Genomic DNA, 24,896 nt, shown 5'->3' with positions numbered 1-24,896 from the left:
GCCACCGACTAGATGACCCTCACCGCCCAGGAGCAATTGATCGAGGTGCTGGACGTCGCCGAGGCCCTACTGACCCGCCGTGCCGGTGCGGCGGTCTCGCTCGGCGACCCCGAGGACCTCGGCGGCACCGGGCGCAGCACCGTCCTGCGGGTCCGGCTGGTGGAGAACCCGCTGGCCATCGGCCGCACGGTGGTCATCAAGATGATCGACGACGATGCGCCTGCGGCACCGTTCCTGCGGGAGGTCGCCGCCTACCGTTACGCCACCGCCCTGCCCACCAGCTCGCGGCCCGGACCACAGTTGCTGGCCGCCGACCCCGAGAGCCGGTTGCTGATCCTGACCGACCTGGGCAGCGGCCGGAGCATGACCGAGTTGCTCGGCGAAGACACCGAAGCCGCGACCCGGGGCGTCAGCGCGTGGGGGCAGGCCCTGGGCCGGATGCATGCGGCCACCGTCGGCGGTGAAGAGGACTTCACCATCCTGTTGCACCACACCGCCGGCGACCGCAGTCACGATGAGGTCGCCCGCCAGGCCGAGGCGGCCCGGGACGCGGCCTCTGCACTGACCGACCGGCTCGGAATCGGGCTCTCGCCTCGGCTGGCTGCCGAACTGGCGGCCGGCTGCGATCTGTTCACCGGAGGGGAGTTGCGGGCCTTCTCCCCGTCGGATGTGGGGCCGGAGAACATTCTGCTCACCGACGACGGCGTGCAGTTCATGGATTACGAGTTCGGTGCCTTCCGCGACGCGACCCTGGACGTGGCTTACGCCCTGGTCACCTTCCCGGCGCTGCTGGCGGAGACCGCTGTGCCGCGGCGGGCGGAGCTGGAGAAGGCCCTGGTCGACGCCTGGCGTTCGGAGGTTCGCCCGCTGTGGCCGGTCGTCGAACGCGGCGGCGACCTGACCCAGCGGCTGCTGACCGCCCGGACCCTGTGGGTCTGGCTGAGCACGTACTGGATGGTCGCCGGCGGCTCCGGCGGACGTGACTGGGCTCTGCACACCGGGGATGCCCGCGTGGTGCTGACCCGGTGGGCCGATCTGGCCGACGCCGCCCGCCGCGCCGGGGACGACGAGCTGGCGGCGGCCGCCGACGAACTTGGCCGCGCCCTGCACCTGTTCTGGTTCGAATGACGGGCCCGCTCGATGACGCCGAACCCGGGCTATTCGCCGATCCGGCCGATCCAGCCGTCACTGCTGCCGCGCCTGCGGCGGGCGCCGGGGGCGGTGCTCATCCCGGTAGCCCCCGGAGGCCGCTGGCGGTCCGGATGCGGCCCGAATCCCTGGAAGAGATCGTCGGGCAGGGACATCTTCTCGGCGAGCGGACTCCGCTGCGGCGGCTGATCGAAGGCTCGGGAGCCTCCTCGGTGTTGCTCTACGGCCCGCCGGGCACCGGTAAGACGACCATGGCCTCGCTGATCAGCCGCGCCACCGGCGGCCGGTTCGAGGCGCTGTCGGCGTTGTCTGCGGGGGTCAAAGAGGTACGGGCGGTCATCGACCTGGCTCGCCGTCGCCTCGCCCAGGGCCAGCAGACGGTCCTGTTCATCGACGAGGTGCACCGCTTCTCCAAGACCCAGCAGGATGCCCTGCTGGACGCGGTGGAGAACCGGATCGTGCTGCTGGTGGCCGCGACCACGGAGAATCCGTCGTTTTCGGTGGTCGCGCCGCTGCTCTCGCGATCGCTGGTCCTGCAGTTGCGCCCCCTGACCGACGAGGACATCGCCACCGTGCTGGTGCGGGCGGTGGAGGACGAGCGCGGCCTGGCCGGGCAGGTGACCCTGTCGGCCGAGGCCCTCGATCACCTCACCGCCATCGCCGGCGGCGATGCGCGCCGGGCGCTGACCGCACTGGAGGCCACCGCCGACGGTGTGCTGCGGGATACCGGCGACGGTGCGGTGCCGCAGATCGCGGTCGCCGATGTGGAGAGCGCGGTGGACGAGGCGGCCGTGCGCTACGACCGCGACGGTGACCAGCACTACGACGTCACCAGTGCCTTCATCAAATCGATTCGCGGTTCGGATGTGGATGCGGCCCTGCACTACCTGGCGCGGATGATCGCGGCGGGGGAGGACCCGCGGTTCATCGCCCGCCGGCTGATGATCCACGCCAGTGAAGACATCGGGATGGCCGATCCGACCGCGTTGCAGACCGCGGTCGCCGCCGCACAGGTGGTGCAGTTGGTCGGCATGCCCGAAGGCCGGCTGGCACTGGCCCAGGCCACCATCCATCTGGCGACGGCACCCAAGTCGCCGGGGGTGATCGCGGCGCTGGGTGCGGCCATGGAGGATGTGCGAGCCGGACGTATCGGAACGGTGCCCGCACATCTGCGCGACGGCCACTATCAGGGCGCCAAAGATCTGGGCAACGCCGTCGGCTACCGGTACCCGCATGACGATCCCGGCGGCGTTCTGACACAGCAATACGCCCCCGATCCGCTGGTCGGCCGCGACTACTACGAACCCACCGATCACGGCTTCGAGCGGGAACTGCGGCCCCGCTTGTGGCGGTTGCGCCAGATCGTGCGCGGCCGCGCCGGACGTGACGACTCAGGTCGGTCGCCACGCCGGTAGACTGACGGGCTGACTCCCGTCACTCTCGAAGTAAGGACACCGACCCCCGTGCAGACGCATGAAATCCGGAAGCGTTTTCTGGATCACTTCATCCGGGCAGGCCATACCGAGGTGCCCAGCGCCTCACTGATCCTGGATGATCCGAACCTGCTGTTCGTCAACGCCGGCATGGTGCCCTTCAAGCCGTACTTCCTGGGTGATCAGACCCCGCCCTTCGACCGGGCGACCAGCGTGCAGAAGTGCGTGCGGACCCTCGATATCGAAGAAGTGGGAATCACCACCCGCCACAACACCTTCTTCCAGATGGCGGGCAACTTCAGCTTCGGCGACTACTTCAAGCGCGAGGCCATCACCCTGGCGTGGACGCTGCTGACCAATCCGGTGTCCGAAGGCGGTTACGGCATCGATCCGGAGAAGCTGTGGCCGACGGTCTATCTCGACGACGACGAGGCAGAAGCGATCTGGCGCGAAGAGATCGGGGTCCCGGCCGAACGGATCCAGCGACGCGGAATGGCCGACAACTACTGGTCGATGGGTGTGCCCGGTCCGTGCGGCCCGTGCTCGGAGATCTTCTACGATCGCGGTCCGGCCTACGGCGCCGAGGGCGGCCCGGAGGTCGACGAGGACCGCTACATCGAGATCTGGAACCTGGTGTTCATGCAGAACATCCGGGGTGAGGGCGGGGCCAAGGACGATTACCCGATCCTCGGCCCGCTGCCGACGAAGAACATCGACACCGGACTGGGCATCGAACGGGTCGCCGCCCTGCTGCAGGGCGTGGACAACGTCTACGAGACCGACCTGATGAAGCCGATCATCGATCTGGCCTCCGAGCTGACCGGACGCGGCTACGGCACCGGCGATGCACGGGACGATGTGCGGTTCCGGGTGATCGCCGATCATGCGCGCACCTCGGTGATGCTCATCGGTGACGGCGTCATCCCCGGTAACGACGGCCGCGGCTACGTGCTGCGCCGTCTGCTGCGCCGCGTCGTGCGCTCGATGCGGCTGCTCGGCGATGACCAGCCGTCGATGCGGGCCATCGCCGAAGCCGTGATCGATCTGATGAGCCCGTCGTATCCGGAACTGGCCGACCAGCGCGACCACATCGTCACCGTCGCGGTGGCCGAGGAGACGGCTTTCGCCAAGACCCTGGCGGCCGGATCCAAACTGTTCGGGGACGCCGCGGCCACCACCCGGCAGGCCGGACGCACCCGGATCAGCGGCGATGCGGCCTTCACCCTGCACGACACCTACGGTTTCCCGATCGACCTGACGCTGGAGATGGCGGCCGAAGCCGGCCTGGAGGTCGACCGCGACGGATTCTCCGAGCTGATGGCGCAGCAGCGCCGTCGCGCCAAAGCCGATGCGACCGCCCGCAAATCCGGTCATGCGGATCTGTCGGTGTACCGGGACTTCCTCGATCGCGGCGCCACCGAGTTCACCGGTTTCGACGAGCTGGTCTCCCAGGCCCGCGTGCTGGGGATGGTCTCGGGCGGGGAGCGTCTGGTCACCGCCGGGCCGGGCACCGAGCTGGAAGTGATCCTCGACCGGACCCCGCTCTACGCCGAGTCGGGCGGTCAGATGGCCGACACCGGCACCATCACCACCTCGTCGGGTGCCCGGCTGACGGTCAAGGACGTCCAGAAGCTCAACAAGCAGATCTGGCTGCACCGGGTCGTCGTCGACGAGGGCGAGATCACCGAGGGTGACGAGGTCCTGGCCGCCGTCGACGCGGCCTGGCGCCACGGTGCGACCCAGGGACACTCGGGCACGCATCTGGTGCACGCGGCGCTGCGTGAGGTTCTGGGCCCCACCGCCACTCAGGCCGGATCCCTGAACCGCCCGGGCTACCTGCGTTTCGATTTCCACTCCTCGACGCCGCTCAATGAACTGCAGCGCGCCGAAATCGAGCGCATCAGCAACGAGGCCGTCGAGGCCAACTACGCCGTCAACACCTTCGAGACCGACCTGGCCAAGGCCAAGCAGATGGGCGCGCTGGCCCTGTTCGGCGAGAACTACGGCGATCAGGTCCGCGTGGTGGAGATCGGCGGCCCGTTCTCGATGGAACTGTGCGGCGGCACCCACGTCGGGACCTCCGCTCAGATCGGCCCGGTCACCGTGATCGGCGAAGGCTCGGTCGGCTCGGGCATCCGTCGCGTCGAGGCCTACGTGGGCATGGACTCGCTGCGCTACCTGTCCAAGGAGCGGGCACTGATGGCCGGCCTGTCGTCGTCGTTGAAGGTGCCCTCCGAGCAGGTGCCCGAGCGGGTCGAGCAGCTGGTCACCAAACTCAAAGAGGCCGAGAAGGCGCTCGAGTCGGTGCGGGCCGAGCAGGCCCGGGCCGCCGTCTCCGGTCTGATCGACGATGCGCAGACCGTGAACGGCACGCTGGTGGTTGCCGGCCGGGTGGGCGATGGTGTCGATGCCAACGGGCTGCGGGCGCTGGCCACCGAGTTGCGCGGCAATGTCGCCGACCGCGACGCGGTCGTGGCGCTGTTCGCCGCGGACGGCGGCAAGGTGCCGTTCGTGGTGGCCACCACCGAAGCAGCTCGGGAGGCCGGCCGCAAGGCAGGCGACCTGGTGCGCGAGCTGGCCCCGCTGATCTCCGGTCGCGGAGGCGGCAAACCGGACCTGGCGCAGGGGTCGGGCAGCGATGCCGCCGGCATCGAGGCGGCGCTGACCCGGCTGCGCGACGTGATCGGCGGCCGATGACCTTCGTCCGCGGTCGGCGCCTGGCACTGGATGTCGGGAGCGTCCGCGTGGGTGTGGCCAGTTGCGACCCCGATGGGATCCTGGCGACTCCGGTCGAGACCGTGCAGCGTACCCGCGACACCGGTGACGTGCGCCGGGTCGCGGAACTGGCCGCCGAATACGAGGTCGTCGAGGTGGTGGTGGGGCTGCCGCGCACGCTGCGCAACACCGAGGGCGCCGCGGTCGCCGCGGCCCGTGAGTTCGGGGACGCGGTCGCCGGAGCGATCGCGCCGACACCGGTGGTGTATTATGACGAACGCTTGACCACGGTGACCGCCGCCGGTGCCCTGCGTGCCAGCGGGAAGAATGGAAAGGCTGCGCGCGCCGTCATCGATCAGGCGGCCGCGGTCGCTATCCTGCAAGGATGGCTGGATTCCACACGCAACCGAAACGGGGGCACCGGTGAGTGAGTCTCGAACACCCGGCACCCCGGGGGAGGAACCCGGCGCCGACGACCGCGGGGTGGATGAGCCACGCGCACGGCACCGGCGCCGCCGGCAGCCCGCCGATCCGACCACCACCGGCAGCATCCCCATCGTGCGCTCGGGTCCGGACTATTCGGTGCCCGGGATCGAATACCGGCACCCCGAGCGGGTGGAGAGCGAATACCTGGTGGTCCGCTACCGCGATCAGCCGCCACCGGCCGCGGTCTACCGCGAGGCCGGCGCCTACACCGAACCGAGCGGACGCGCCCGCCCGTCCGTCCCCGAACCTTCCGCCGGCGAGCCCTCCGCCGGCTCGGCCACCCGCCCCACACGAACCAGCCGGCGGCAGGCCGAACGCCAGGCATCGTACGCTCCGAGCACCGCGACGACGCCGCTCAGAACACCGGCCGCGACACCTCCGCTGGCAGCTGCGGTACCGCCGGCACCTGCCCCGCCGCCGGCCCCGAGCCCGCCACCGGCCCCCGGTGTTCCCGATACCCGATCCTCGTCGTCCATCGACGAGACCGTCGTGCATTCACCGGCCGATGTCACTCCGACCGATGTGGTGCGGATCGCCGACACCCCGGCCGCTGACGACACCGACAGCGCGACGGTGCCGCTGGGCTCCTTCGACATCCTCGACGAGACCACTCCGAGCGATTCTCGCGGAATCCGCGGTTCGGCCGAAGCGCCGCCGCCCACCGAGATCCAGCCCGCGGTCGACGGCGGCATGCCGGTCCGCAAACGAGGCCGCAAAGCGTTGATCGCGGTCGTGGCGATCCTCCTGGTGCTGGCGCTGGCCGCGGTGCTGGCCTCCTGGAAGCTCGGGGCTTTCGAATCGCGGAAGAACTTCGATTCGGCGACCGGCGACGGATCATCGGCGCTTGTGCAGATCCCGGAGAACGCGTCCCTGCGCGAATTCGGCCGGATCCTGGCCGAGGCGGGCGTCGTCGGCAGCCAGCGCGCCTTCGTCGACGCTGCAGGCGGCCAGCCGATGTCGGGCGGATTCTACAAACTGCCCACCGGTATCTCCGGCAAAGCCGCCGTCGAGATGATCTCCGACGACGCCGCTGCCCATCGCGTCGGCTGGATGGTGATCCCTGAGGGCACGCAACTGGACTCTAAGAAGGGCGCCGACGGCAAAACGACGCTGGGCATCTTCGAACTGCTCGCCGATGTCACCGACTTCGACGCCGGCGGACACCAGTACGGGGTGAGCGTCGAGGAGCTGATGGAGGCGGCGGCCCACAGCAGTACCGACGACCTCGGCGTACCCCGGTGGGCCCGGCCGGCCGTCGAACGCCTCAACGGCGACCACCGCCGCATCGAGGGGCTGATCGCCTCGGGTTCCTGGGAGGACGTCGATCCGCGGCAGGACGCCACGCAGATGCTCCGATCGCTGATCACCAAGAGCGCCGCCCGCTTCGACGCGTGGGGACTGCACAGCGGCAACAACTCCGGTCTGATGGAGTACGACACCCTGGTCGTGGCCTCCATCGTCGAACGAGAGGTCAGCCGCGAAGAGGACTACCCGAAGGTGGCCAGGGTGATTCTCAACCGCCTGGACGTGTCGCAGCGGCTCGAGATGGATTCGACCATCAACTACACCGCCGATGTGACCGACATCGATGTCAAGGGAGAGGTGTACACCCGCAAGACCGAGTGGAACACCTATCAGAAGGATGGTCTTCCGGTGACCCCGATCGGCGCGGTAGGCGAGCGGGCGCTGCAGGCAGTGGAGAATCCGGCGCCGGGCGACTGGCTGTACTTCGTCACCGTCGACAAGTCGGGCCGCACCCTGTTCACCAAGAGCTTCGAGCAGCACAAGAAGAACCGGCAGATCGCCTGCCGCAACAAGTTCGTCACCACCGGCTGCTGATGGACATCCCGCGCAAGGCCGCAGTCCTGGGTTCGCCGGTCGGCCACTCCCGCTCGCCGGATCTGCATCGCGCAGCCTATGCCGCACTGGGTCTGGCCGACTGGACCTACGAGGCGATCGAGACCACCGCCGAGGATCTGCCCGGGCTGGTCTCGGCCGCCGGTCCGGAGTGGATCGGCTTCTCGGTGACGATGCCGGGGAAGCTGGCGGCCCTGGACTTCGCCGATGAACGCACCGAACGGGCCGAACTGATCGGCTCGGCCAACACGCTCGTGCGGCTGCCCGATGGCCGCTGGCGGGCCGACTGCACCGATATCGACGGCATGACCGGGGCCTTGAACGAAGCGCAGGTACCCGACGGCGCGCTGCGCGCGGTCGTGGTCGGGGCCGGCGGCACGGCACTGCCGACCATCGCCGCACTCGCCGAGTGGGGGATCACCGAACTGGCGATCGTGGCGCGCAGCTCCTGGAGAGCCGCCGACGCCGTCGCGCTGGCCCATCGGCTGGGGATGAATTGCCAGGTGCTGGGTTTCGAGAACGGTCCGGAACTGGCCGAGGCCGTCGCACAGTCCGATGTCGTGATCTCCACGGTCCCGGCGGAGGCGACCGGCGCGATCCTGGATTCGCTGCGCCCGGCGACCCGGCTGATCGACGTCATCTATGCACCGTGGCCGACCCCGCTGGCACAGGCGGTCGCCGCCGACGGTGGGATCGTCGTCGGGGGCCTGGTGATGCTGCTCAATCAGGCCTACAGCCAGGTCGAACAGTTCACCGGACGTCCCGCCCCGCGCGAAGCGATGGCTGCTGCACTGGCAGCCGCCGGCACCGTCTGAGACCCGGTCGCCGGTGGGGCCGGCCAGGACCTCGCAGCGGGACTGGGGATAACTCCGGCCTGGCCGTGCGGGCCTGGGGACGAGGCGGCCCGCGGTCACCGGAGGTTCGGGCAGTCTCAACCCATGGCGTGGATCATCGCGTGTCACCTGCTGGTGCTGGCCGACGTGGATCGGCGGACCGGGCGGCTGCCCCATGTCCTGATGCTGCCGCTGCTGGTGATCAGCGCGATCGGGTGCGTGTGTGACCCGGCCGCCGGACTCGCCGCGACCGTGGCGGCAGCGCCGTACCTGGCCGGGTTCATCGTGCGCCAGTGCGGCGGTGGCGACGTCAAGCTCGCGGCCTGCTGCGGGGCCTTCCTCGGCTCCCCGGTAGCGGTGCTGGTGACGGTCCTGGCAGCGGCGCTGCTGACCGTGGCCGGCTGTGTGTTGTCTCACTCCTCGCGCATATCGCATGGACCGGCGCTGGTGCTGGCAACCCTCGTCGTGGCTTTCGGCTGACCTTCTGGAACAATCGATCATTGTGTTGCGCTGGATAACTGCTGGAGAATCGCACGGGCCTGCTCTGATGGCGATGCTCGACGGAATGGTCGCCGGAGTCGAGATCACCTCATCGGACCTCGCCGAACAACTCGCCCGCCGGCGGCTGGGCTATGGGCGTGGTGCCCGGATGAAGTTCGAGGCCGACAAGGTGAGCGTGATCGGCGGCATCCGGCACGGCCGGACGCTGGGTAGCCCGATCGCGATCGAGATCGGGAACACCGAGTGGCCCAAGTGGGAACAGGTGATGGCTCCCGATCCGGTGGATCCGGCCGAGTTGGAGGGCAGCGCGCGCAATGCTCCGCTGACCCGTCCTCGCCCCGGTCACGCCGACTACTCCGGCATGCTCAAGTACGGGTTCGACGACGCCCGCCAGGTCCTCGAACGCGCCAGCGCCCGCGAGACCGCCGCCCGCGTCGCCGCCGGCACGGTGGCCCGCAACTTCTTGCGGCAGGTCTTCGGTATCGAGGTCCTCTCGCACGTCATCTCCATCGGCGCCAGCTCCCCCTATGACGGGCCGCCCCCGCGGTACGACGATCTGGACGCCATCGACCAGAGTCCGGTCCGCGCCTTCGGCAAGGACGCCGAGACCTCGATGGTCGAGGAGATCGAGGCCGCCAAACGAGACGGCGACACGCTCGGCGGCGTCGTGGAGATCCTGGCCACGGGTGTTCCGGTGGGTCTGGGTTCGCATGTCTCCGGCGACACCCGGCTGGATGCGCGGCTGGCCGGTGCGCTGATGGGCATCCAGGCGATCAAGGGCGTGGAGGTCGGCGATGGATTCGCCACCGCCCGCCGCCGGGGCAGCGCCGCCCACGATGAGATGGTGCCCGGCGCCGACGGTGTCCTGCGCTCGACCAACCGGGCCGGCGGCCTGGAGGGTGGGATGAGCAACGGTGAGGATCTGCGGGTCCGGATCGCGATGAAGCCGATCTCCACCGTGCCTCGCGCGCTGGCAACGGTCGATATGACCACCGGCGAAGCGGCCAGCGCCATCCACCAGCGCAGTGACGTCTGTGCGGTCCCGGCGGCCGGAGTGGTCGCCGAATCGATGGTCGCACTCGTCGTCGCCCAGGCGGCGCTGGAGAAGTTCGGCGGCGACTCGGTCGCCGAGACCGCCACGAACCTTCGCACCTATCGGGAAGCCATCGACGCGCGCCCGCCGCGGCCGTGACCGCCCAGGCGGCCGGCCCGCGCGCCGTACTCACCGGGTTCATGGGTTCGGGGAAGTCCACGGTCGGCCGGGCGCTGGCGACGGCCCTGGGCGTAGGCTATCTGGACACCGATGCCGAGATCCAGCGGCGCACCGGCCGCACGATCCCGGAGATCTTCGCCGATGGTGAGGCCGCCTTCCGGGCGGTCGAGCGCGAGACGGTTCTGGACGTCCTGGAGACCGCCGACGGTGTGGTGGCTCTCGGTGGCGGTGCGGTGACGGTGCCGGAGATCGCCGCAGCGCTGGCCGGTCATCCGGTGATCTATCTGCAGATCGATGCCGACGCCGGCTTTGCCCGAGTACGCAACTCCGATCGTCCGCTGCTGGCCGACCCCGATCCCGCCGCCCGCTACGCCGAAATCCTCGCCGGCCGTTTAGACGCCTACGACGCCGTCGCCGCCCACACCGTCGATGCGACTGCGCCGGTCGGGGACGTCGTCTCCGCTATCACCGCTGCACTGGCAGCCACCCCAACCCCGTCACAGGAGGATCCGTCGATGACCGACACCGCCCAGAGCGAGCCCGTCAAGGTCGCCGTCAACGCCGCCGACCCCTACGAGGTGATCATCGGTCGCGGCCTGCTCACCGATCTCGCCGACGCCGCGGTCGGTGCGGACCGCGTGGCGATCATCTATCAGCCGCCCCTGAAGCAGACCGCCGAACAGATCCGCGAATTCCTGACCGAGAAGGGCTTCGAAGCCCATCGGATCGAGATCCCCGACGCGGAGGACGGTAAGGATCTGCAGGTCGCCGCCTACCTCTGGGACGTCTTCGGCCAGATCGGGCTGATGCGGAACGACAAGGTGGTCAGTCTCGGTGGCGGCGCTGCCACAGATCTGGCCGGCTTCGCTGCCGCCACCTGGATGCGGGGTATCGGGGTTATCCACGTGCCGACGACACTGCTGGCGATGGTCGACGCCGCCGTCGGCGGCAAGACCGGCATCAACACCGATGCCGGTAAGAATCTGGTCGGCTCTTTCCACGAACCCGATGCGGTCCTGATCGACCTGGGAACGCTGGAGACGGTGCCGCGCAACGAGATCATCGCCGGGCTGGCCGAGGTGATCAAGACCGGTTTCATCGCCGACCCGGTGATCCTGGACCTGATCGAGGCCGATCCCGAAGCCGCACTGGACCCGACCGGCGAGGTCCTGCCCGAACTGATCCGACGATCGGTGCAGGTCAAGGCCGATGTGGTGTCCGCGGACCTGAAGGAGTCTTCGCTGCGGGAGATCCTCAATTACGGCCACACCCTCGGTCATGCCCTGGAGCGGCGGGAACGCTACAAGTGGCGGCACGGTGCCGCGATCTCGGTCGGCATGCTCTTCGCCGCCGAACTGGCACGTCTGGCGGGCCGGCTCGACGACGAGACCGCCGACCGTCACCGCACGATCCTCGAGCTGGTCGGGTTGCCCACACGCTACGACCCCGATGCCTTGGGCGATCTGCTCAAGTACATGGCCGGTGATAAGAAGAACCGCTCGGGACGGCTGCGTTTCGTCGTGCTCGACGGTCTGGGCAAGCCCGGGCGCCTGGAGGCGCCCGACCCGTCGCTGATCGCGGCGGCCTACTCTGCGGTAGCCGGTGAGTCCGGGGGAGGCCGCGGCATCCTGCTGGGCTGACCGGCGGCCGCGCGGTCGTGGGTCGCTGACGGAGCAATCACCGCCCCCTGATCTAGGGTGCCCGGCACCCTGAGCTCGTTCTCGCCCCCTCCGCCGAGGGGGCGAGAACGAACTCAGGGGCGGAAACCAAGGGCGTGCCGAGACGATCGGCGTCACTGCGCTCAGGAAGTCACCGTGCTCAGGAAACGGTGACGATACCCATGCTCGGGAAGTAGAAGCAGGTGTCGTTGCCCTTCTTCACCGTGCCGTACATCGCGGCCAGGACGGTGCCGGCGTCGGTGTCGACAAGAGCGCCACGGACTCCGGCTTGCGGAATGCTGTTCAGGGCCGGCTTGAGGGTGCTATTCACCAGAGCCTGTGCACCGACGTCGGCACCCGGCAGCGGGAATGTTTGGCTGATACGTTTCTGAACCGCGTCGAGGATCACGTCGGTGATGCCGCCCATCGGGTCGCCGAGGCTGCCCTTGAATGTGTTGACGTTGAACCAAGCGACCTGCATGCCACCTTTGCCAGCGGAGTCGTTGATCACGCCGACGGGAACGAAGCCGAACATCACTTCTCCCTTCTTGACCGCATTCAGATCGATGTCCCCCAAGCTCAGGTCCCCAACCCCAGGTGTCTTCGGGCCCGGAATGGCGCCGCCGATGGCGGGGGAGAAGCTGACGTCCGTGCAGAATCCCAGGGTCGGAGTGAACGGGGCGATACCCAACTGATCGAGCACCTTGTTGGCGGCTTCGATCCCGTCGATCACCGATGCGGCGTCGGTCGGCTCGATCCCCTCGATCGCGCGCTGGGCGGCCAGCGACTCCTCGGCGGAGGGGCCGGAGGGATCGGCGAACGCTGCCGGTGCGGCGGCGGTGCCGGCCAGCAGCAGTGACGACGCCGCCAGCGCCGTCAGGGTCCGGCGAACGGTGCTGGTCTTGCCAGTCGTGGTCTTCATGGGGCCTCCCGGGGTGGAGCGTCGTGCGCTGAGTAGGTGCTTCGAGTAGCCCACGGCGCCTTCACCGGCGCGAAAGCATTCGAAGAATCGTAATCACGCTGTGCACAGATCGACACTTCTTTCACACCAGCAACTTGCGAATCACTTCGCAGCGAGGCGACTCGCCCTGAAAAGCAGGCGCTCGGCGGGTCGGCCACCGACGACTGCGGCCCGGCTCTCCGGGAAGGAGAACCGGGCCGCAGCGACGAACAGCAGCGCTTTCCGGGTTCGGCTCAGCCGACCTGAACCACCTGCGTGGGCGCATCGGCATCGGACTGCTCGCGGTGCGACCAGTCGGTGTCTTCGCCCTTACGCTGATCCCGGCGAACCAGGTAGCGGCCGACGGAGACACCGAAGAACGCCGGCACGTAGACCAGCAGGGTGATGAACGACAGGCCGGCGGTCATCTCGACCCAGAAGTCGGCCTGGCCCAGCCCGTTGATCCAGAAGGTGCCCAGGATCCAGCAGACCAGGCAGGAGATGAAGCCTGCTGCCAGACCGGCTTTGAGCCAGCGCATCGTCAGATCGGCATAGTCATCGGGGTCGGGGTGGGCTCGCGCATCACGGATACCGTCGTACCCGCCCCAGACGATCGCGGCGATGACGACCACCGCAATCGCAATGGCCCGCAGGATCGGAGACTGGACCGGCCAGGCGATGATGCCGAAGCCGAGAAGGATCCGGACCACGATTTGCAGGAGTGCCATGACGAGGCCGCGCAGATGCCAGGGTTGCATGGGGACAACATACAAGGATGAGAGATAGACAACAATGGCGGCATGCCTGTTACCGCCGAAGTCCGCGATTCGTCCATTGACCGGCGCCGCCGGTTGTCCGCCGCGCTCGCCGCCCACGACGTCGATCTCCTGCTCGTCACCGACCTGACGAATGTCCGGTACCTGACCGGATTCACCGGGAGCAACGCGGCGGTCGCCGTCCCGACTGATCTGGACGGCACGACATCGATCGCCACCGACGGCCGTTACCGCGATCAGGTCACCGCGCAGGCGCCGGGTCTACCGGTGGTGATCGAGCGCAATGCCGCCGCCGGACTGCTGACACACCTGACGCAGGAGGCCCCCGGCGGCCGGTTGCGCGTCGGTTTCGAATCCGATGCGGTGACGGTGGCCGCCTACACCGGACTGTGCGAGGTGGTCGCCGGAACCGACCTGGAGCTGGTCGCCCTGCGCGGTGTCGTCCAGGAGCTCCGCGAATGCAAGGAGCCCGGCGAGATCGCGCTGATCGAGAAGGCCTGCCAGATCGCCGACAACGCACTGGCCGCGCTGATCGAAAGCGATGCCGTCGTCGCGGGACGCAGCGAACTCGCCGTCGCCCGTGACCTCGAATGGGCGATGTACGACCACGGTGCTGCCGGCATCGCCTTCGAGACCATCGTGGCGGCCGGACCGAACTCGGCCGTTCCGCACCATCGTCCGACGAGCGCACTGCTGGCCGAGGGGGACCTGGTCAAGATGGACTTCGGAGCGGTGGTGCAGGGCTACCACTCGGATATGACGCGCACGGTCATCCTGGGCGAAGCCGCGTCCTGGCAGCGGGAGATCTACGAGGTCGTCGCGCAGGCGCAGGCCGCCGGCCGAGCGGCCCTGGTACCGGGGGCGGCGCTGGTCGAGGTCGACGCCGCCGCGCGGGAGGTGATCGCCGCGGCCGGCTACGGCCCGCAGTACGTTCACGGCCTCGGGCACGGGGTCGGACTCCAGATCCACGAAGCGCCCGGAATCGGCGCGACGGCGACCGGTACACTGCGTGCAGGCGCGACCGTGACCGTCGAGCCCGGGATCTACCTTCCCGGGCGCGGCGGGGTCCGGATCGAAGACACCCTCGTGGTCACCGACACCGGCGCACGATCGCTGACGTCGTCCCCCCGGGCGCTGCAGATCCTCTAGCGGGATTTCCTCAAGACTTCATAAGGAGAACCTTCATGGCCACTACCGCCGACTTCAAGAACGGCCTCGTCCTCAAGATCGACGGCCAGCTGTGGCAGATCCTGGAATTCCAGCACGTCAAGCCCGGTAAGGGGCCGGCCTTCGTGCGGACCAAGATCAAGAACGTGCTGACCGGCAAGAGCGTCGACAAGACCTGGAACGCCGGAGTGAAGGTCGAGACCGCCCTGGTCGACCGTCGCGATATGACCTACCTGTACAACGACGGCACCGACTACGTCTTCATGGACGGGGAGACCTACGACCAGATCGCGATCGCCCCGGAGACCGTCGGCGACGGCGCCCGTTTCCTGCTGGAGAACATGAGCGTGCAGGTCGCCACCCACGAGGACGTTCCGCTGCACGTGGAACTGCCGGTCACCGTCGAGCTCGAGGTGACCCAGACCGACCCGGGTCTGCAGGGTGATCGCTCCACCGGCGGCACCAAGCCGGCGACGCTGGAGACCGGTGCCGAGGTTCAGGTGCCGCTGTTCATCAACACCGGCGACAAGCTGAAGATCGATTCGCGTGACGGAAATTACCTCGGCCGTGTCAACAACTGACCGTCACTCCGAACCCCGCGGCCGCCACCGGCAGCGACGGCGCGCGGTGGATGTGCTGTTCGAGGCCGAGGCCAAGGGTGTGCCGGCCACCGACCTGATCGCCGAACGCCGAGAGGTCTTCGACTCCCACGATGCGGTCGGGGAGATGAGCGGCTATGCGGTCGACGTCGTCGAGGGCTACACCGGCGATGCCGATCAGATCGACGCGTTGATCACCTCGCACCTGAAGAACTGGACCTTCGAGCGGCTCCCGGCCGTGGACCGGGCCATTCTGCGCCTGGCCACTTGGGAACTGCTGTATGCCCGTGATGTGGACGTCAAGGTGGTGCTGGACGAGGCCGTCAAACTGGCCACGGAGCTGTCCACCGACGATTCGCCGGCCTTCGTCAACGGTGTCCTGGACCGTATCTCGGTCCTGGCCCCCCAGGTGCGGGCGGCCGGCACCGGAGAGTAGAGTCGGCATACGACGATTCCTTTAACGATCCGTCCAGTGAGGCGGAGAAGGAGGTCGGTGTGACAACACCCAACCCGGGCCCGGCTGCCGCCGGTGAGCCCGACAGCGAACGGCCCGAAACACCGCGGCGCCGACGCACCCTGATGGACGCATCCGATGTGGCCCGCACCGTCGCCCGCATGGCGCACCAGGTCATCGAGAAGACGGCACTGGATGCGCCCGAACACGACGTGCCCGTCGTCCTGATCGGGATTCCCACTCGCGGCACCGTCCTGGCCCAGCGCCTGGCGAGCAAGATCGCCGAGTTCAGCGGGGTGGAAGTGCCCGCCGGATATCTGGACATCACGCTCTACCGCGACGACCTGCGCGATAAGCCGCACCGTCCGCTCGAGCGCACGATGGTGCCCACCGGTGGCGTCGACGGCGCACTGGTGATCCTGGTCGACGATGTCCTGTTCTCCGGCCGCACCGTGCGGGCGGCGCTGGACGCCCTGCGCGATCTGGGCCGGCCCGCCGCGGTGCAGCTGGCGGTGCTGGTCGATCGCGGCCACCGGGAACTGCCGCTGCGCGCCGACTATGTCGGGAAGAACATCCCGACCGCCCGCGACGAGGACGTCGACGTGCATCTGACCGAGTACGACGGCGACGACGCCGTGGTGGTCGAGTCGGCGGCGAGCCGGTCATGAAACATCTGCTCTCCACCGCCGACCTGACCCGCGACGACGCCGTCGAACTGCTCGACGAGGCCGCTCGCTTCGAGCAGGCGCTGGCCGGCCGCGAGGTCCGCAAGCTGCCGACCCTGCGCGGACGCACCGTGATGACCGTCTTCTACGAGAACTCCACTCGCACCCGCGTCTCCTTCGAGGTGGCCGGCAAGTGGATGAGCGCCGATGTGATCAACGTCAGTGCGGCCAGCTCCTCGGTGAACAAGGGCGAATCGCTGCGCGATACCGCCAAGACGCTGCGGGCACTGGGCGCCGACGCGCTGGTGGTGCGGCACCCGGCCTCCGGGGCCGCGGCGCAGATCGCCCGCTGGACCAACGACGGCACCGACGTCCTGGGTCTGCCCAGTACGGGCCCAGCGGTGATCAATGCCGGTGACGGCACCCACGAGCACCCCACGCAGGCGCTGCTGGATGCCTACTCGCTGCGCGCCCGGTTCGGGTCGCTCGACGGCCGCAAGATCGTGATCGTCGGCGACATCCTGCACTCGCGCGTGGCGCGCTCCAATGCACACCTGCTGTCCACCCTGGGCGCCGAGGTGGTACTGGTGGCGCCGCCGACACTGCTGCCCACCGGTGTGCAGACCTGGCCGGTGCGAGTCACCAGCGAACTGGACGCCGAGCTGCCCGGGGCCGATGCGGTGATGATGCTGCGTGTGCAGGCCGAACGGATGAACGGGGGCTTCTTCCCCAGCGCACGCGAGTACGCCGTGCGCTACGGGCTCAACGACAATCGGCTGGCTCTGCTGCCCGAGGACGCCGCCGTCCTGCATCCGGGTCCCATGCTGCGCGGGATGGAGATCGGTTTCGACGTGGCCGACGCGCCGCAGTCGGTGGTCCTGGACCAGGTCCGAGCCGGTGTCCATGTGCGCATGGCGGTGCTCTTCCGGCTACTGGCCAGCGACACTTCCGAGGCCGGCCAGGCCCCGGACCATCATCAGACAGGGGAGACGCAATAGTGGCGGCCACCGGTTCGGTTCTCATCACCAACGTCCGCCCGTACGGCGAGGGCGATCCGGTCGATGTCGCGGTGACCGACGGTGTCATCACGGCCATCGGTGCCGGACTGACCGCCCCGGACGGTGCGCGCACCCTCGACGGCCACGGCGGCATCCTGTTGCCCGGACTGGTTGACCTGCACACCCACGTCCGCGAACCCGGGCGGGAAGATACCGAGACCATCGCCACCGGCTCGGCCGCCGCCGCCAAAGGCGGGTACACCGCGATCTTCGCGATGGCCAACACCGACCCAGTCGCCGACAACGCCAGCATCACCGACGCGGTGTGGCGGATCGGCCAGGAGGTCGGCCTGTGCGATGTCCATCCGGTCGGGGCAGTGACCGTCGGTCTGGCCGGCGAGCAACTCGCCGAGATGGGCATGATGGCCGACGGCGTGGCCAAGGTGAAGCTGTTCAGCGATGACGGCAAATGCGTCCACGATCCGGTGGTGATGAAGCGCGCCCTGGAGTACAGCTCCGGTCTGGGCGTACTGATCTCCCAGCACAGTGAGGATCCGCGGCTGACCGTCGGGGCCGTCGCCCATGACGGACCGATCGCCGCGCGCCTGGGCTTGGCCGGCTGGCCGCGGGCCGCCGAAGAGTCGATCGTGGCCCGCGATGCGCTGCTGGCGCGCGACGCCGGTGCCCGCGTGCATGTGGCGCACGCCTCCACCGAGGGCACCGTGGAACTGCTGCGCTGGGCGCGTGGGCAGGGGATCGACATCACCGCCGAGGTCACCCCGCACCACCTGCTCCTGGACGATTCACGACTGGAGACCTACGACGGGGTCAATCGCGTGAATCCGCCGCTGCGGGAGGACCGCGACAAGATGGCGCTGCGCGCGGCACTGGCCGACGGCGTCATCGACTGTGTCGCCACCGACCACGCACCGCACGCCTCCCAGGAGAAGTGCTGCGAGTTCGCCCAGGCCAAACCCGGCATGCTCGGTCTGGAGACGGCTCTGTCGATCGTGGTGGAGACCATGGTCCGGCCCGGGCTACTGGACTGGCGCGGCGTCGCCCGCGTGATGAGTGAGCGGCCGGCCGAGATCGTCGGACTCGACGACCACGGCCGCCCGATCGCCGTCGGTGAACCAGGGAACCTGACGATCGTCGACCCCGATGCCGAGTGGACCGTCGATCCCGACGCTCTGGCCAGTAAATCCCGGAACACCCCGTATGCGGAGATGACACTGCCGGCCACCGTGCAGGCAACGGTCCTGCGGGGCACGGTGACCGCCGAATGAACAGTTGGCTGCCCGATGTGATCCTGGTGGTCTGCGCGCTGCTGCTGTGGCTGGGTCTGGTGTCGCTGGCCCTGCGCGGCTGGCGCCGGCGCGGGCGTGCCCAGGCCGAGCAACTCGGCGAGTTCCCGTCGGTTCCGGCCGGGCTCGGCGCACCGCTGACCGGCCCGGACACCGGCGTCTACGTCGGCAGCACCCTGGCGCCGCGCTGGGCCACCCGCGTGGCCGTCGCCGACTTCGGTGACCGCGCCGAGACGGTGTTCTCCCGTTACGCCGAGGGGATCCTGCTGCAGCGCGCCGGATCCTCGGACATCTGGATCCCGCAGGAGGCGATCACCGCGGTCCGCACCGAGAACCGGCTCGCCGGCAAGGTGATGACCCGCGACGGACTGCTGGTGATCCGCTGGATCCTGCCGTCGGGCACCGAACTGGACTCGGGAATCCGGGCCGACGACAAGACCGTCTACCCGTCGTGGACGGAGCCCTACCGCGCGATCACCGAACGCACCCTCGCCGCCTTCGAGGCCGCAGACAGTGAATCCGCAGACAGCGAGTCCGCAGACAGCCCACCCGCGGACAGCACGTCGCCAGATGCCGGACCGGCCGCCGCGAGCACCGGGGAGCAGACGCGCAGCGAGACGAACACAAGCACCGAGACGAAGAGGAAGCAGTCATGAGCAAAGCAGTTCTGGTGCTGGAGAACGGCAGCATTCACACGGGAGTGAGTTTCGGGGCCGAGGGCACTACATTGGGTGAGGCGGTTTTCTGCACCGCGATGACCGGCTATCAGGAGATGCTCACCGACCCGAGCTACCACAAGCAGATCATCGTCTCGACCGCTCCCCAGATCGGCAACACCGGCTGGAACAACGAAGACAGCGAGAGTCGCCTGGGCAAGCGATCGCAGGTGCGTTGGTCCGCCGACTTCATCGACCACCAGGATCCGGGGAAGATCTGGGCCGCCGGCTACGCCGTGCGCAACCCCACCAACCGGGTGTCCAACTGGCGCTCGACCAGCACTCTGGAAGACGAACTCCAGGCCCAGAACGTGGTGGGCATCGCCGGGATCGACACCCGCGCGGTGGTGCGCGAGCTGCGAGAGGCCGGGGCGATGCGCGCCGGGATCTTCTCCGGCGGCGCGGTGACCACCGACGAGGACATGCTCGCGCGGGTCCGGGCACAGGCACCGATGACCGGCGCCGATCTGGCCGGCGAGGTCAGCACCGAAGAACCCTATGTGGTCGAGTCCGCCGGCGAGCCGCGCTTCCGGGTCGCCGCCCTGGACCTGGGAATCAAGGCCAATACCCCGCGGATGCTGGCCGCCCGCGGCATCGAGGTGCACATCCTGCCCGCCGGATCCACCTACGACGACGTCCTGGCCGTCGATCCGGACGGATTCTTCCTGTCGAACGGACCCGGTGACCCGGCCAGCGCCGACGGTGCAGTGGAACTGACCCGCCGGATCCTGGAGACCAAACTGCCGGTCTTCGGTATCTGCTTCGGCAATCAGATCCTGGGGCGCGCCCTGGGGCTGGGCACCTACAAACTCAAGTTCGGGCACCGCGGCATCAACATCCCGGTGATCGACCTGGCGACCGGTGCTGTGGCGATCACCTCGCAGAACCACGGCTTCGCGCTGGAGGGGGCCGCCGGCGACGAGTTCGACACCGATTTCGGCCGCGGCCGAGTCTCGCACGTCTGTGCCAACGACGGCGTCGTCGAAGGCATCGAACTGATCGACGGCAGTGCCTTCTCCGTCCAATACCATCCCGAAGCGGCGTCCGGCCCGCACGATGCAGCCAACCTCTTCGACAAATTCGTCGCCGCCATGGAGACCGCCGCCGGCGCGTCCACCGCGGCCCAGCCGGAAGGGAACCTCTCCTGATGCCACGTCGTACCGAACTGTCCCACGTCCTGGTCATCGGCTCCGGCCCGATCGTCATCGGCCAGGCCTGCGAGTTCGACTACTCGGGCACCCAGGCCTGCCGGGTCCTCAAGGCCGAGGGTCTGCGCGTCTCGCTGGTCAACTCCAACCCGGCCACGATCATGACCGACCCGGAGTTCGCCGACGCCACCTACGTCGAGCCGATCACCCCCGAGTTCGTCGAGAAGGTCTTCGAGACCGAGGCCGCCGCCGGCCACCCCGTCGACGCTGTGCTGGCCACCCTGGGCGGGCAGACCGCCCTCAACACCGCCGTCGCCCTGCACGAACAGGGAATCCTGGAAAAGCACGGCATCGAGCTGATCGGTGCCGATATCGACGCCATCCAGCGCGGCGAGGACCGCCAGATGTTCAAAGACATCGTCGCCGACGTGGGCGGGGAGAGCGCCCGCTCGCGGGTGTGCCACACCATGGAGGAGGTGCACCAGACCGTCGCCGAACTCGGTTACCCGGTGGTGGTGCGGCCCTCGTTCACCATGGGCGGCCTCGGCTCGGGTATGGCCTACGACGAGGACGACCTCAACCGCATCGCCGGCGGCGGCCTGGCCGCCTCGCCGACGGCCAACGTGCTGATCGAGGAGTCGATCCTGGGCTGGAAGGAGTACGAACTCGAGCTCATGCGGGACAACCGTGACAACGTGATCGTGGTCTGCTCCATCGAGAACGTCGATCCGGTCGGCGTCCACACCGGCGATTCGATCACGGTCGCCCCCGCGATGACCCTGACCGACCGCGAGTACCAGCAGATGCGGGACCTGTCGATCGCGATCATCCGGGCCGTGGGCGTGGACACCGGCGGCTGCAACATCCAGTTCGCCCAGGATCCGCGCGACGGCCGCATGGTCGTGATCGAGATGAACCCGCGCGTCTCGCGCTCGTCGGCCCTGGCCTCCAAGGCCACCGGCTATCCGATCGCCAAGATGGCTGCCAAACTGGCCATCGGCTACTCGCTGGACGAGATCACCAACGACATCACCAAAGCCACCCCGGCCGCCTTCGAGCCGTCGATCGACTACGTGGTGGTCAAGGCCCCGCGGTTCGCCTTCGAGAAGTTCCCCGGCGCCGACGACACGCTCACCACCACCATGAAGTCGGTCGGTGAGGCGATGAGTCTGGGCCGCAGTTTCACCGAGGCCTTCGGCAAGGTGATGCGCTCGCTGGAGACCAAGGCCGCCGGCTTCTGGACCGAACCGGACCGGCCCGATCCGGCGACCCTGGACACCGAGGCGCTGCTGGCCGACATCGCCGTGGCCCGCGACGGCCGGATGTACAAGATCATGCAGCTGATGGAGGCCGGTGTCTCCATCGAGCAGATCTATCAGGCCACCGCCATCGATCCGTGGTTCCTGGCCGAGTTCGCCCAGATCGGACAGGTCGGGGCCACGGTGCGCGATGCGCAGGTGCTCGACGCGGATCTGCTGCGGTTCGCCAAGTTCACCGGACTGTCCGACCGGCAGATCGCCGCGCTGCGCGCGGCCGCCGGGGACACCGCCTTGAGTCAGGAGTCCGCGGTCCGGGCGCTGCGCCACGAACTGGCGATCCGGCCGGTCTACAAGACGGTGGACACCTGCGCCGCCGAATTCGAGGCCAAGACGCCGTATCACTACTCCAGCTACGAGCTGGATCCGGCGGCCACCAGCGAGGTGGCGCCGCAGACCGACCGGCCCAAGGTGATCATTCTGGGTTCGGGGCCCAACCGGATCGGGCAGGGTATCGAGTTCGACTACTCGTGCGTGCACGCCGCACTGACCCTGAGTCAGGCCGGGTACGAGACGGTCATGGTCAACTGCAACCCCGAGACGGTCTCCACCGACTACGACACCGCCGACCGCCTCTACTTCGAGCCGCTGACCCTGGAAGACGTGCTGGAGGTGATCCACTCCGAATCCGAATCCGGGAACGTGGCCGGGGTGATCGTGCAGTTGGGCGGTCAGACGCCGCTGGGGCTGGCCGCCGACCTGGAGGCCGCGGGGGTCCCGATCGTGGGCACCGGTCCGAAGGCGATCGATCTGGCCGAGGACCGCGGCGAGTTCGGCAAGGTCCTGGTCGCCGCGGGACTGCCGGCGCCGAAGTTCGGCACCGCCACCACCTTCGAACAGGCCCGCGACATCGCCGCCGACATCGGCTATCCGGTCCTGGTCCGCCCGTCCTATGTGCTGGGCGGACGCGGTATGGAGATCGTGTACGACGAGCAGGCGCTGGCCGACTACATCGCCCGCGCCACGGAGATCTCCGATGACCGGCCCGTACTGGTCGACCGATTCCTCGAAGATGCAGTCGAGATCGACGTCGACGCCCTCTACGACGGGACCGAACTGTTCATCGGCGGAGTGATGGAACACATCGAGGAGGCCGGTGTCCATTCCGGCGACTCGGCGTGCGCCCTGCCCCCGATCACCCTGGGCTCGGAGGAGATGGACGAGGTCCGTCGTTCGACCCGGGCACTGGCCGAAGGCATCGGGGTGCGGGGTCTGCTGAACGTGCAGTACGCCCTGAAGGACGGTGTGCTCTACGTCCTGGAAGCCAACCCGCGGGCCAGCCGGACCGCCCCGTTCGTCTCCAAGGCCACCGCGGTACCCCTGGCCAAGGCCTGCGCCCGGGTGATGCTGGGCATGTCCATCGCCGAATTGCGCAACCAGGGGGTGCTGCCGGCCACCGGCGACGGGTCGGTGATCCCGCCGAACAGCCCGGTCGCGGTGAAGGAAGCGGTCCTGCCGTTCAACCGGTTCCGTACGCCCGAGGGCGCGGCGGTCGATACCCTGCTGAGCCCGGAGATGAAGTCGACCGGCGAGGTGATGGGCTTCGACCGCGACTTCGGCCGGGCCTTCGCCAAGGCGCAGGCGGCCACCTCCGGAGCCCTGCCGACCTCCGGCGCCGTGTTCGTCTCGGTCGCCAACCGGGACAAGGCCTCCATCGCCTTCCCGGCCAAGCGCCTGGCCGACCTGGGCTTCACCATCCTGGCCACCAAGGGCACCGCAGATGTGTTGCGGCGCAACGGCATCGACGTGACCGAGGTGCGCAAGCACTACGAGGCCCAAACCGGCGAGGAATCGGTGGTGGACATGATCCGCGACGGTCGCGTCGACCTGATCATCAACACCCCGGCCGGCAGTTCCGGTCCGCGCGCCGACGGGTACGAGATCCGCGCCGCCGCGATCACCGCGAACATTCCGTGCGTGACCACGGTGCCCGGAGCCGGTGCCGCGGTCCAGGGCATCGAAGCGGCACTGGGGGAGACCATGGACGTCGAATCCCTGCAGCGCCGGCACGCGGCCCTGCTCGGAAACAAGTGACCGGCGCAGGCAGCGGCACGGCCGCGGGCGGCGGATTCGCCGCCCGCTACCGGGCCGTGGTCGGCGAGCGCGGCCGGCTGTGTGCGGGCATCGACCCGCACGCCGCACTCCTGGAGCAGTGGGGACTGCCGGTGACCGTCGACGGTCTGCGGGAGTTCGCCCAGGCCTGCGTGACCGGTCTGGGGCCCACCGCCGCGGTGATCAAACCGCAGGTGGCGTTCTTCGAGGTGTTCGGCTCGGCGGGTCTGGCCGTCCTGGAGGAGACCATCGCCGGCTGCCGGGAGGCCGGGGCCCTGGTACTGGCCGATGCCAAACGCGGTGACATCGGATCGACCATGGCCGCCTACACCACCGCCTGGCTCGACGATGTCTCGCCGCTGTGTTCGGACGCCGTCACCGCCTCGCCCTACCTGGGCTTCGGCGCGCTGGATCCGGCGCTGGCCCAGGCCCGGGCCACCGACCGGGCCGTCTTCGTCCTGGCCCGCACCTCCAACCCCGACGGCGCACGACTACAGACCGCACGGACCGATCAGGGCCGCAGCGTGGCCCAGTCGATCGTCGATGCGGCCGCAGCGGCCAACGCCGACGGCTCGGCGACCGCCGGGGTCGTGGTCGGAGCGACCCGCGAACACGGACTGGACCTGTCGGAACTGTCCGGACCGATCCTGTCTCCCGGACTGGGTGCCCAGGGCGCGACCGCGCAGGACCTGGCGGTGATCTTCGCCGACACAGCCGATCTGCGATGGCTCCTGCCCGCTGCCTCGCGCAGCATCCTGGCCGCGGGCCCGGTGCCGGCGGCACTGGCTGCGGCGGTCGAGGCCACCCGCGATGAGATCGAGACGGCCCTGATCGGTCCCAACCGGTCCTGACCTGCCCTGATCGGCCGCTCAGGAACGTCGGTGATCGGGCAGATCGGCGGTGGGTCACGTCGACG

General features: G+C 68.9%; 21 protein-coding genes and 1 pseudogene. 20 read left to right on the top strand and 2 right to left on the bottom strand.

Translation table 11 applies throughout. From position 1 onward, the window contains the following. The first annotated feature begins 12 nt into the window (after positions 1 to 12). From GOHSU_RS07635 to aroB, 10 genes and pseudogenes are all read left to right on the top strand, one after another. Positions 13 to 1,128, top strand: a complete 1,116-nt coding sequence (locus GOHSU_RS07635) for a hypothetical protein (protein WP_005939292.1) — start codon at positions 13 to 15, stop codon at positions 1,126 to 1,128. Further along, complete coding sequence (locus GOHSU_RS07630; RefSeq protein WP_081597746.1) at positions 1,125 to 2,564, top strand: replication-associated recombination protein A; 1,440 nt, start codon at positions 1,125 to 1,127, stop codon at positions 2,562 to 2,564. Before GOHSU_RS07635 ends, GOHSU_RS07630 begins: the two co-directional genes overlap by 4 nt. A 48-nt stretch (positions 2,565 to 2,612) precedes the next feature. Next, on the top strand, positions 2,613 to 5,279 hold the full coding sequence (gene alaS, locus GOHSU_RS07625) for an alanine--tRNA ligase (protein WP_005939285.1): 2,667 nt from the start codon (positions 2,613 to 2,615) through the stop codon (positions 5,277 to 5,279). After that, positions 5,276 to 5,728, top strand: coding sequence for a Holliday junction resolvase RuvX (ruvX, locus tag GOHSU_RS07620; RefSeq protein WP_005939283.1), 453 nt, complete (start codon positions 5,276 to 5,278; stop codon positions 5,726 to 5,728). The genes alaS and ruvX overlap by 4 nt, the downstream gene beginning before the upstream one ends. Then, a complete protein-coding gene (locus GOHSU_RS07615; RefSeq protein WP_005939281.1) occupies positions 5,721 to 7,622 on the top strand; it encodes an endolytic transglycosylase MltG in 1,902 nt (633 codons plus the stop codon). Before ruvX ends, GOHSU_RS07615 begins: the two co-directional genes overlap by 8 nt. Beyond that, positions 7,622 to 8,455 carry a shikimate dehydrogenase gene (locus GOHSU_RS07610; RefSeq protein ID WP_005939279.1) on the top strand — a complete coding sequence of 278 codons (834 nt, stop codon included), beginning with the start codon at positions 7,622 to 7,624 and terminating at the stop codon, positions 8,453 to 8,455. Before GOHSU_RS07615 ends, GOHSU_RS07610 begins: the two co-directional genes overlap by 1 nt. 123 nt (positions 8,456 to 8,578) lie before the next feature. Beyond that, positions 8,579 to 8,953 carry a prepilin peptidase gene (locus GOHSU_RS07605; RefSeq protein WP_005939276.1) on the top strand — a complete coding sequence of 125 codons (375 nt, stop codon included), beginning with the start codon at positions 8,579 to 8,581 and terminating at the stop codon, positions 8,951 to 8,953. A gap of 4 nt (positions 8,954 to 8,957) precedes the next feature. Further along, complete coding sequence (gene aroC / locus GOHSU_RS07600) at positions 8,958 to 10,166, top strand: chorismate synthase (protein WP_024332867.1); 1,209 nt, start codon at positions 8,958 to 8,960, stop codon at positions 10,164 to 10,166. Positions 10,167 to 10,207: 41 nt separating this feature from the next. Continuing rightward, positions 10,208 to 10,648: pseudogene (locus GOHSU_RS17220) on the top strand (shikimate kinase); the annotation flags it as partial. A 54-nt stretch (positions 10,649 to 10,702) separates the two neighbouring features. Then, entirely contained in the window at positions 10,703 to 11,827 is a 1,125-nt protein-coding gene (aroB, locus tag GOHSU_RS07595) for a 3-dehydroquinate synthase (RefSeq protein ID WP_024332866.1), read from the top strand. Between the two features lie 178 nt (positions 11,828 to 12,005). Here the strand turns inward: aroB and GOHSU_RS07590 are convergent, their stop codons facing one another. Next, entirely contained in the window at positions 12,006 to 12,767 is a 762-nt protein-coding gene (locus GOHSU_RS07590; protein WP_005939268.1) for a hypothetical protein, read from the bottom strand. 272 nt (positions 12,768 to 13,039) lie between these two features. Beyond that, positions 13,040 to 13,543, bottom strand: coding sequence for a B-4DMT family transporter (locus GOHSU_RS07585; RefSeq protein ID WP_005939262.1), 504 nt, complete (start codon positions 13,541 to 13,543; stop codon positions 13,040 to 13,042). A 42-nt stretch (positions 13,544 to 13,585) separates the two neighbouring features. On the opposite strand from GOHSU_RS07585, the gene GOHSU_RS07580 reads away from it, so the two are divergent. From GOHSU_RS07580 to pyrF, 10 genes are read left to right on the top strand one after another with little or no spacing between them, the layout of a single operon-like run. Beyond that, complete coding sequence (locus tag GOHSU_RS07580; RefSeq protein WP_005939259.1) at positions 13,586 to 14,710, top strand: M24 family metallopeptidase; 1,125 nt, start codon at positions 13,586 to 13,588, stop codon at positions 14,708 to 14,710. 35 nt (positions 14,711 to 14,745) lie between these two features. Continuing rightward, positions 14,746 to 15,309 carry an elongation factor P gene (gene efp / locus GOHSU_RS07575; RefSeq protein ID WP_005939257.1) on the top strand — a complete coding sequence of 188 codons (564 nt, stop codon included), beginning with the start codon at positions 14,746 to 14,748 and terminating at the stop codon, positions 15,307 to 15,309. Beyond that, complete coding sequence (nusB, locus tag GOHSU_RS07570; RefSeq protein WP_245551699.1) at positions 15,284 to 15,763, top strand: transcription antitermination factor NusB; 480 nt, start codon at positions 15,284 to 15,286, stop codon at positions 15,761 to 15,763. The genes efp and nusB overlap by 26 nt, the downstream gene beginning before the upstream one ends. A gap of 59 nt (positions 15,764 to 15,822) precedes the next feature. Continuing rightward, the gene (gene pyrR / locus GOHSU_RS07565) at positions 15,823 to 16,449 is read left to right on the top strand and encodes a bifunctional pyr operon transcriptional regulator/uracil phosphoribosyltransferase PyrR (RefSeq protein WP_005939251.1); all 627 of its coding nucleotides are present in this window, start codon (positions 15,823 to 15,825) and stop codon (positions 16,447 to 16,449) included. Further along, entirely contained in the window at positions 16,446 to 17,444 is a 999-nt protein-coding gene (locus tag GOHSU_RS07560; protein ID WP_005939249.1) for an aspartate carbamoyltransferase catalytic subunit, read from the top strand. Before pyrR ends, GOHSU_RS07560 begins: the two co-directional genes overlap by 4 nt. Beyond that, positions 17,444 to 18,730 carry a dihydroorotase gene (locus GOHSU_RS07555; RefSeq protein WP_005939247.1) on the top strand — a complete coding sequence of 429 codons (1,287 nt, stop codon included), beginning with the start codon at positions 17,444 to 17,446 and terminating at the stop codon, positions 18,728 to 18,730. Before GOHSU_RS07560 ends, GOHSU_RS07555 begins: the two co-directional genes overlap by 1 nt. Beyond that, complete coding sequence (locus tag GOHSU_RS07550; RefSeq protein WP_005939245.1) at positions 18,727 to 19,404, top strand: PH-like domain-containing protein; 678 nt, start codon at positions 18,727 to 18,729, stop codon at positions 19,402 to 19,404. Before GOHSU_RS07555 ends, GOHSU_RS07550 begins: the two co-directional genes overlap by 4 nt. Beyond that, the gene (gene carA, locus GOHSU_RS07545; RefSeq protein WP_005939242.1) at positions 19,401 to 20,612 is read left to right on the top strand and encodes a glutamine-hydrolyzing carbamoyl-phosphate synthase small subunit; all 1,212 of its coding nucleotides are present in this window, start codon (positions 19,401 to 19,403) and stop codon (positions 20,610 to 20,612) included. Before GOHSU_RS07550 ends, carA begins: the two co-directional genes overlap by 4 nt. After that, entirely contained in the window at positions 20,612 to 23,962 is a 3,351-nt protein-coding gene (carB, locus tag GOHSU_RS07540) for a carbamoyl-phosphate synthase large subunit (RefSeq protein ID WP_005939239.1), read from the top strand. The genes carA and carB overlap by 1 nt, the downstream gene beginning before the upstream one ends. Further along, the gene (gene pyrF, locus GOHSU_RS07535) at positions 23,959 to 24,831 is read left to right on the top strand and encodes an orotidine-5'-phosphate decarboxylase (protein WP_005939237.1); all 873 of its coding nucleotides are present in this window, start codon (positions 23,959 to 23,961) and stop codon (positions 24,829 to 24,831) included. The genes carB and pyrF overlap by 4 nt, the downstream gene beginning before the upstream one ends. The last annotated feature ends 65 nt before the right edge of the window (positions 24,832 to 24,896 follow it).

The sequence above is a fragment of the Gordonia hirsuta DSM 44140 = NBRC 16056 genome (assembly GCF_000333015.1).
Lineage (GTDB): Bacteria > Actinomycetota > Actinomycetes > Mycobacteriales > Mycobacteriaceae > Gordonia > Gordonia hirsuta.
The sequence above is the reverse complement of the archived record's forward strand: the minus strand, read 5'-3'. Positions and strand labels throughout refer to the sequence as shown.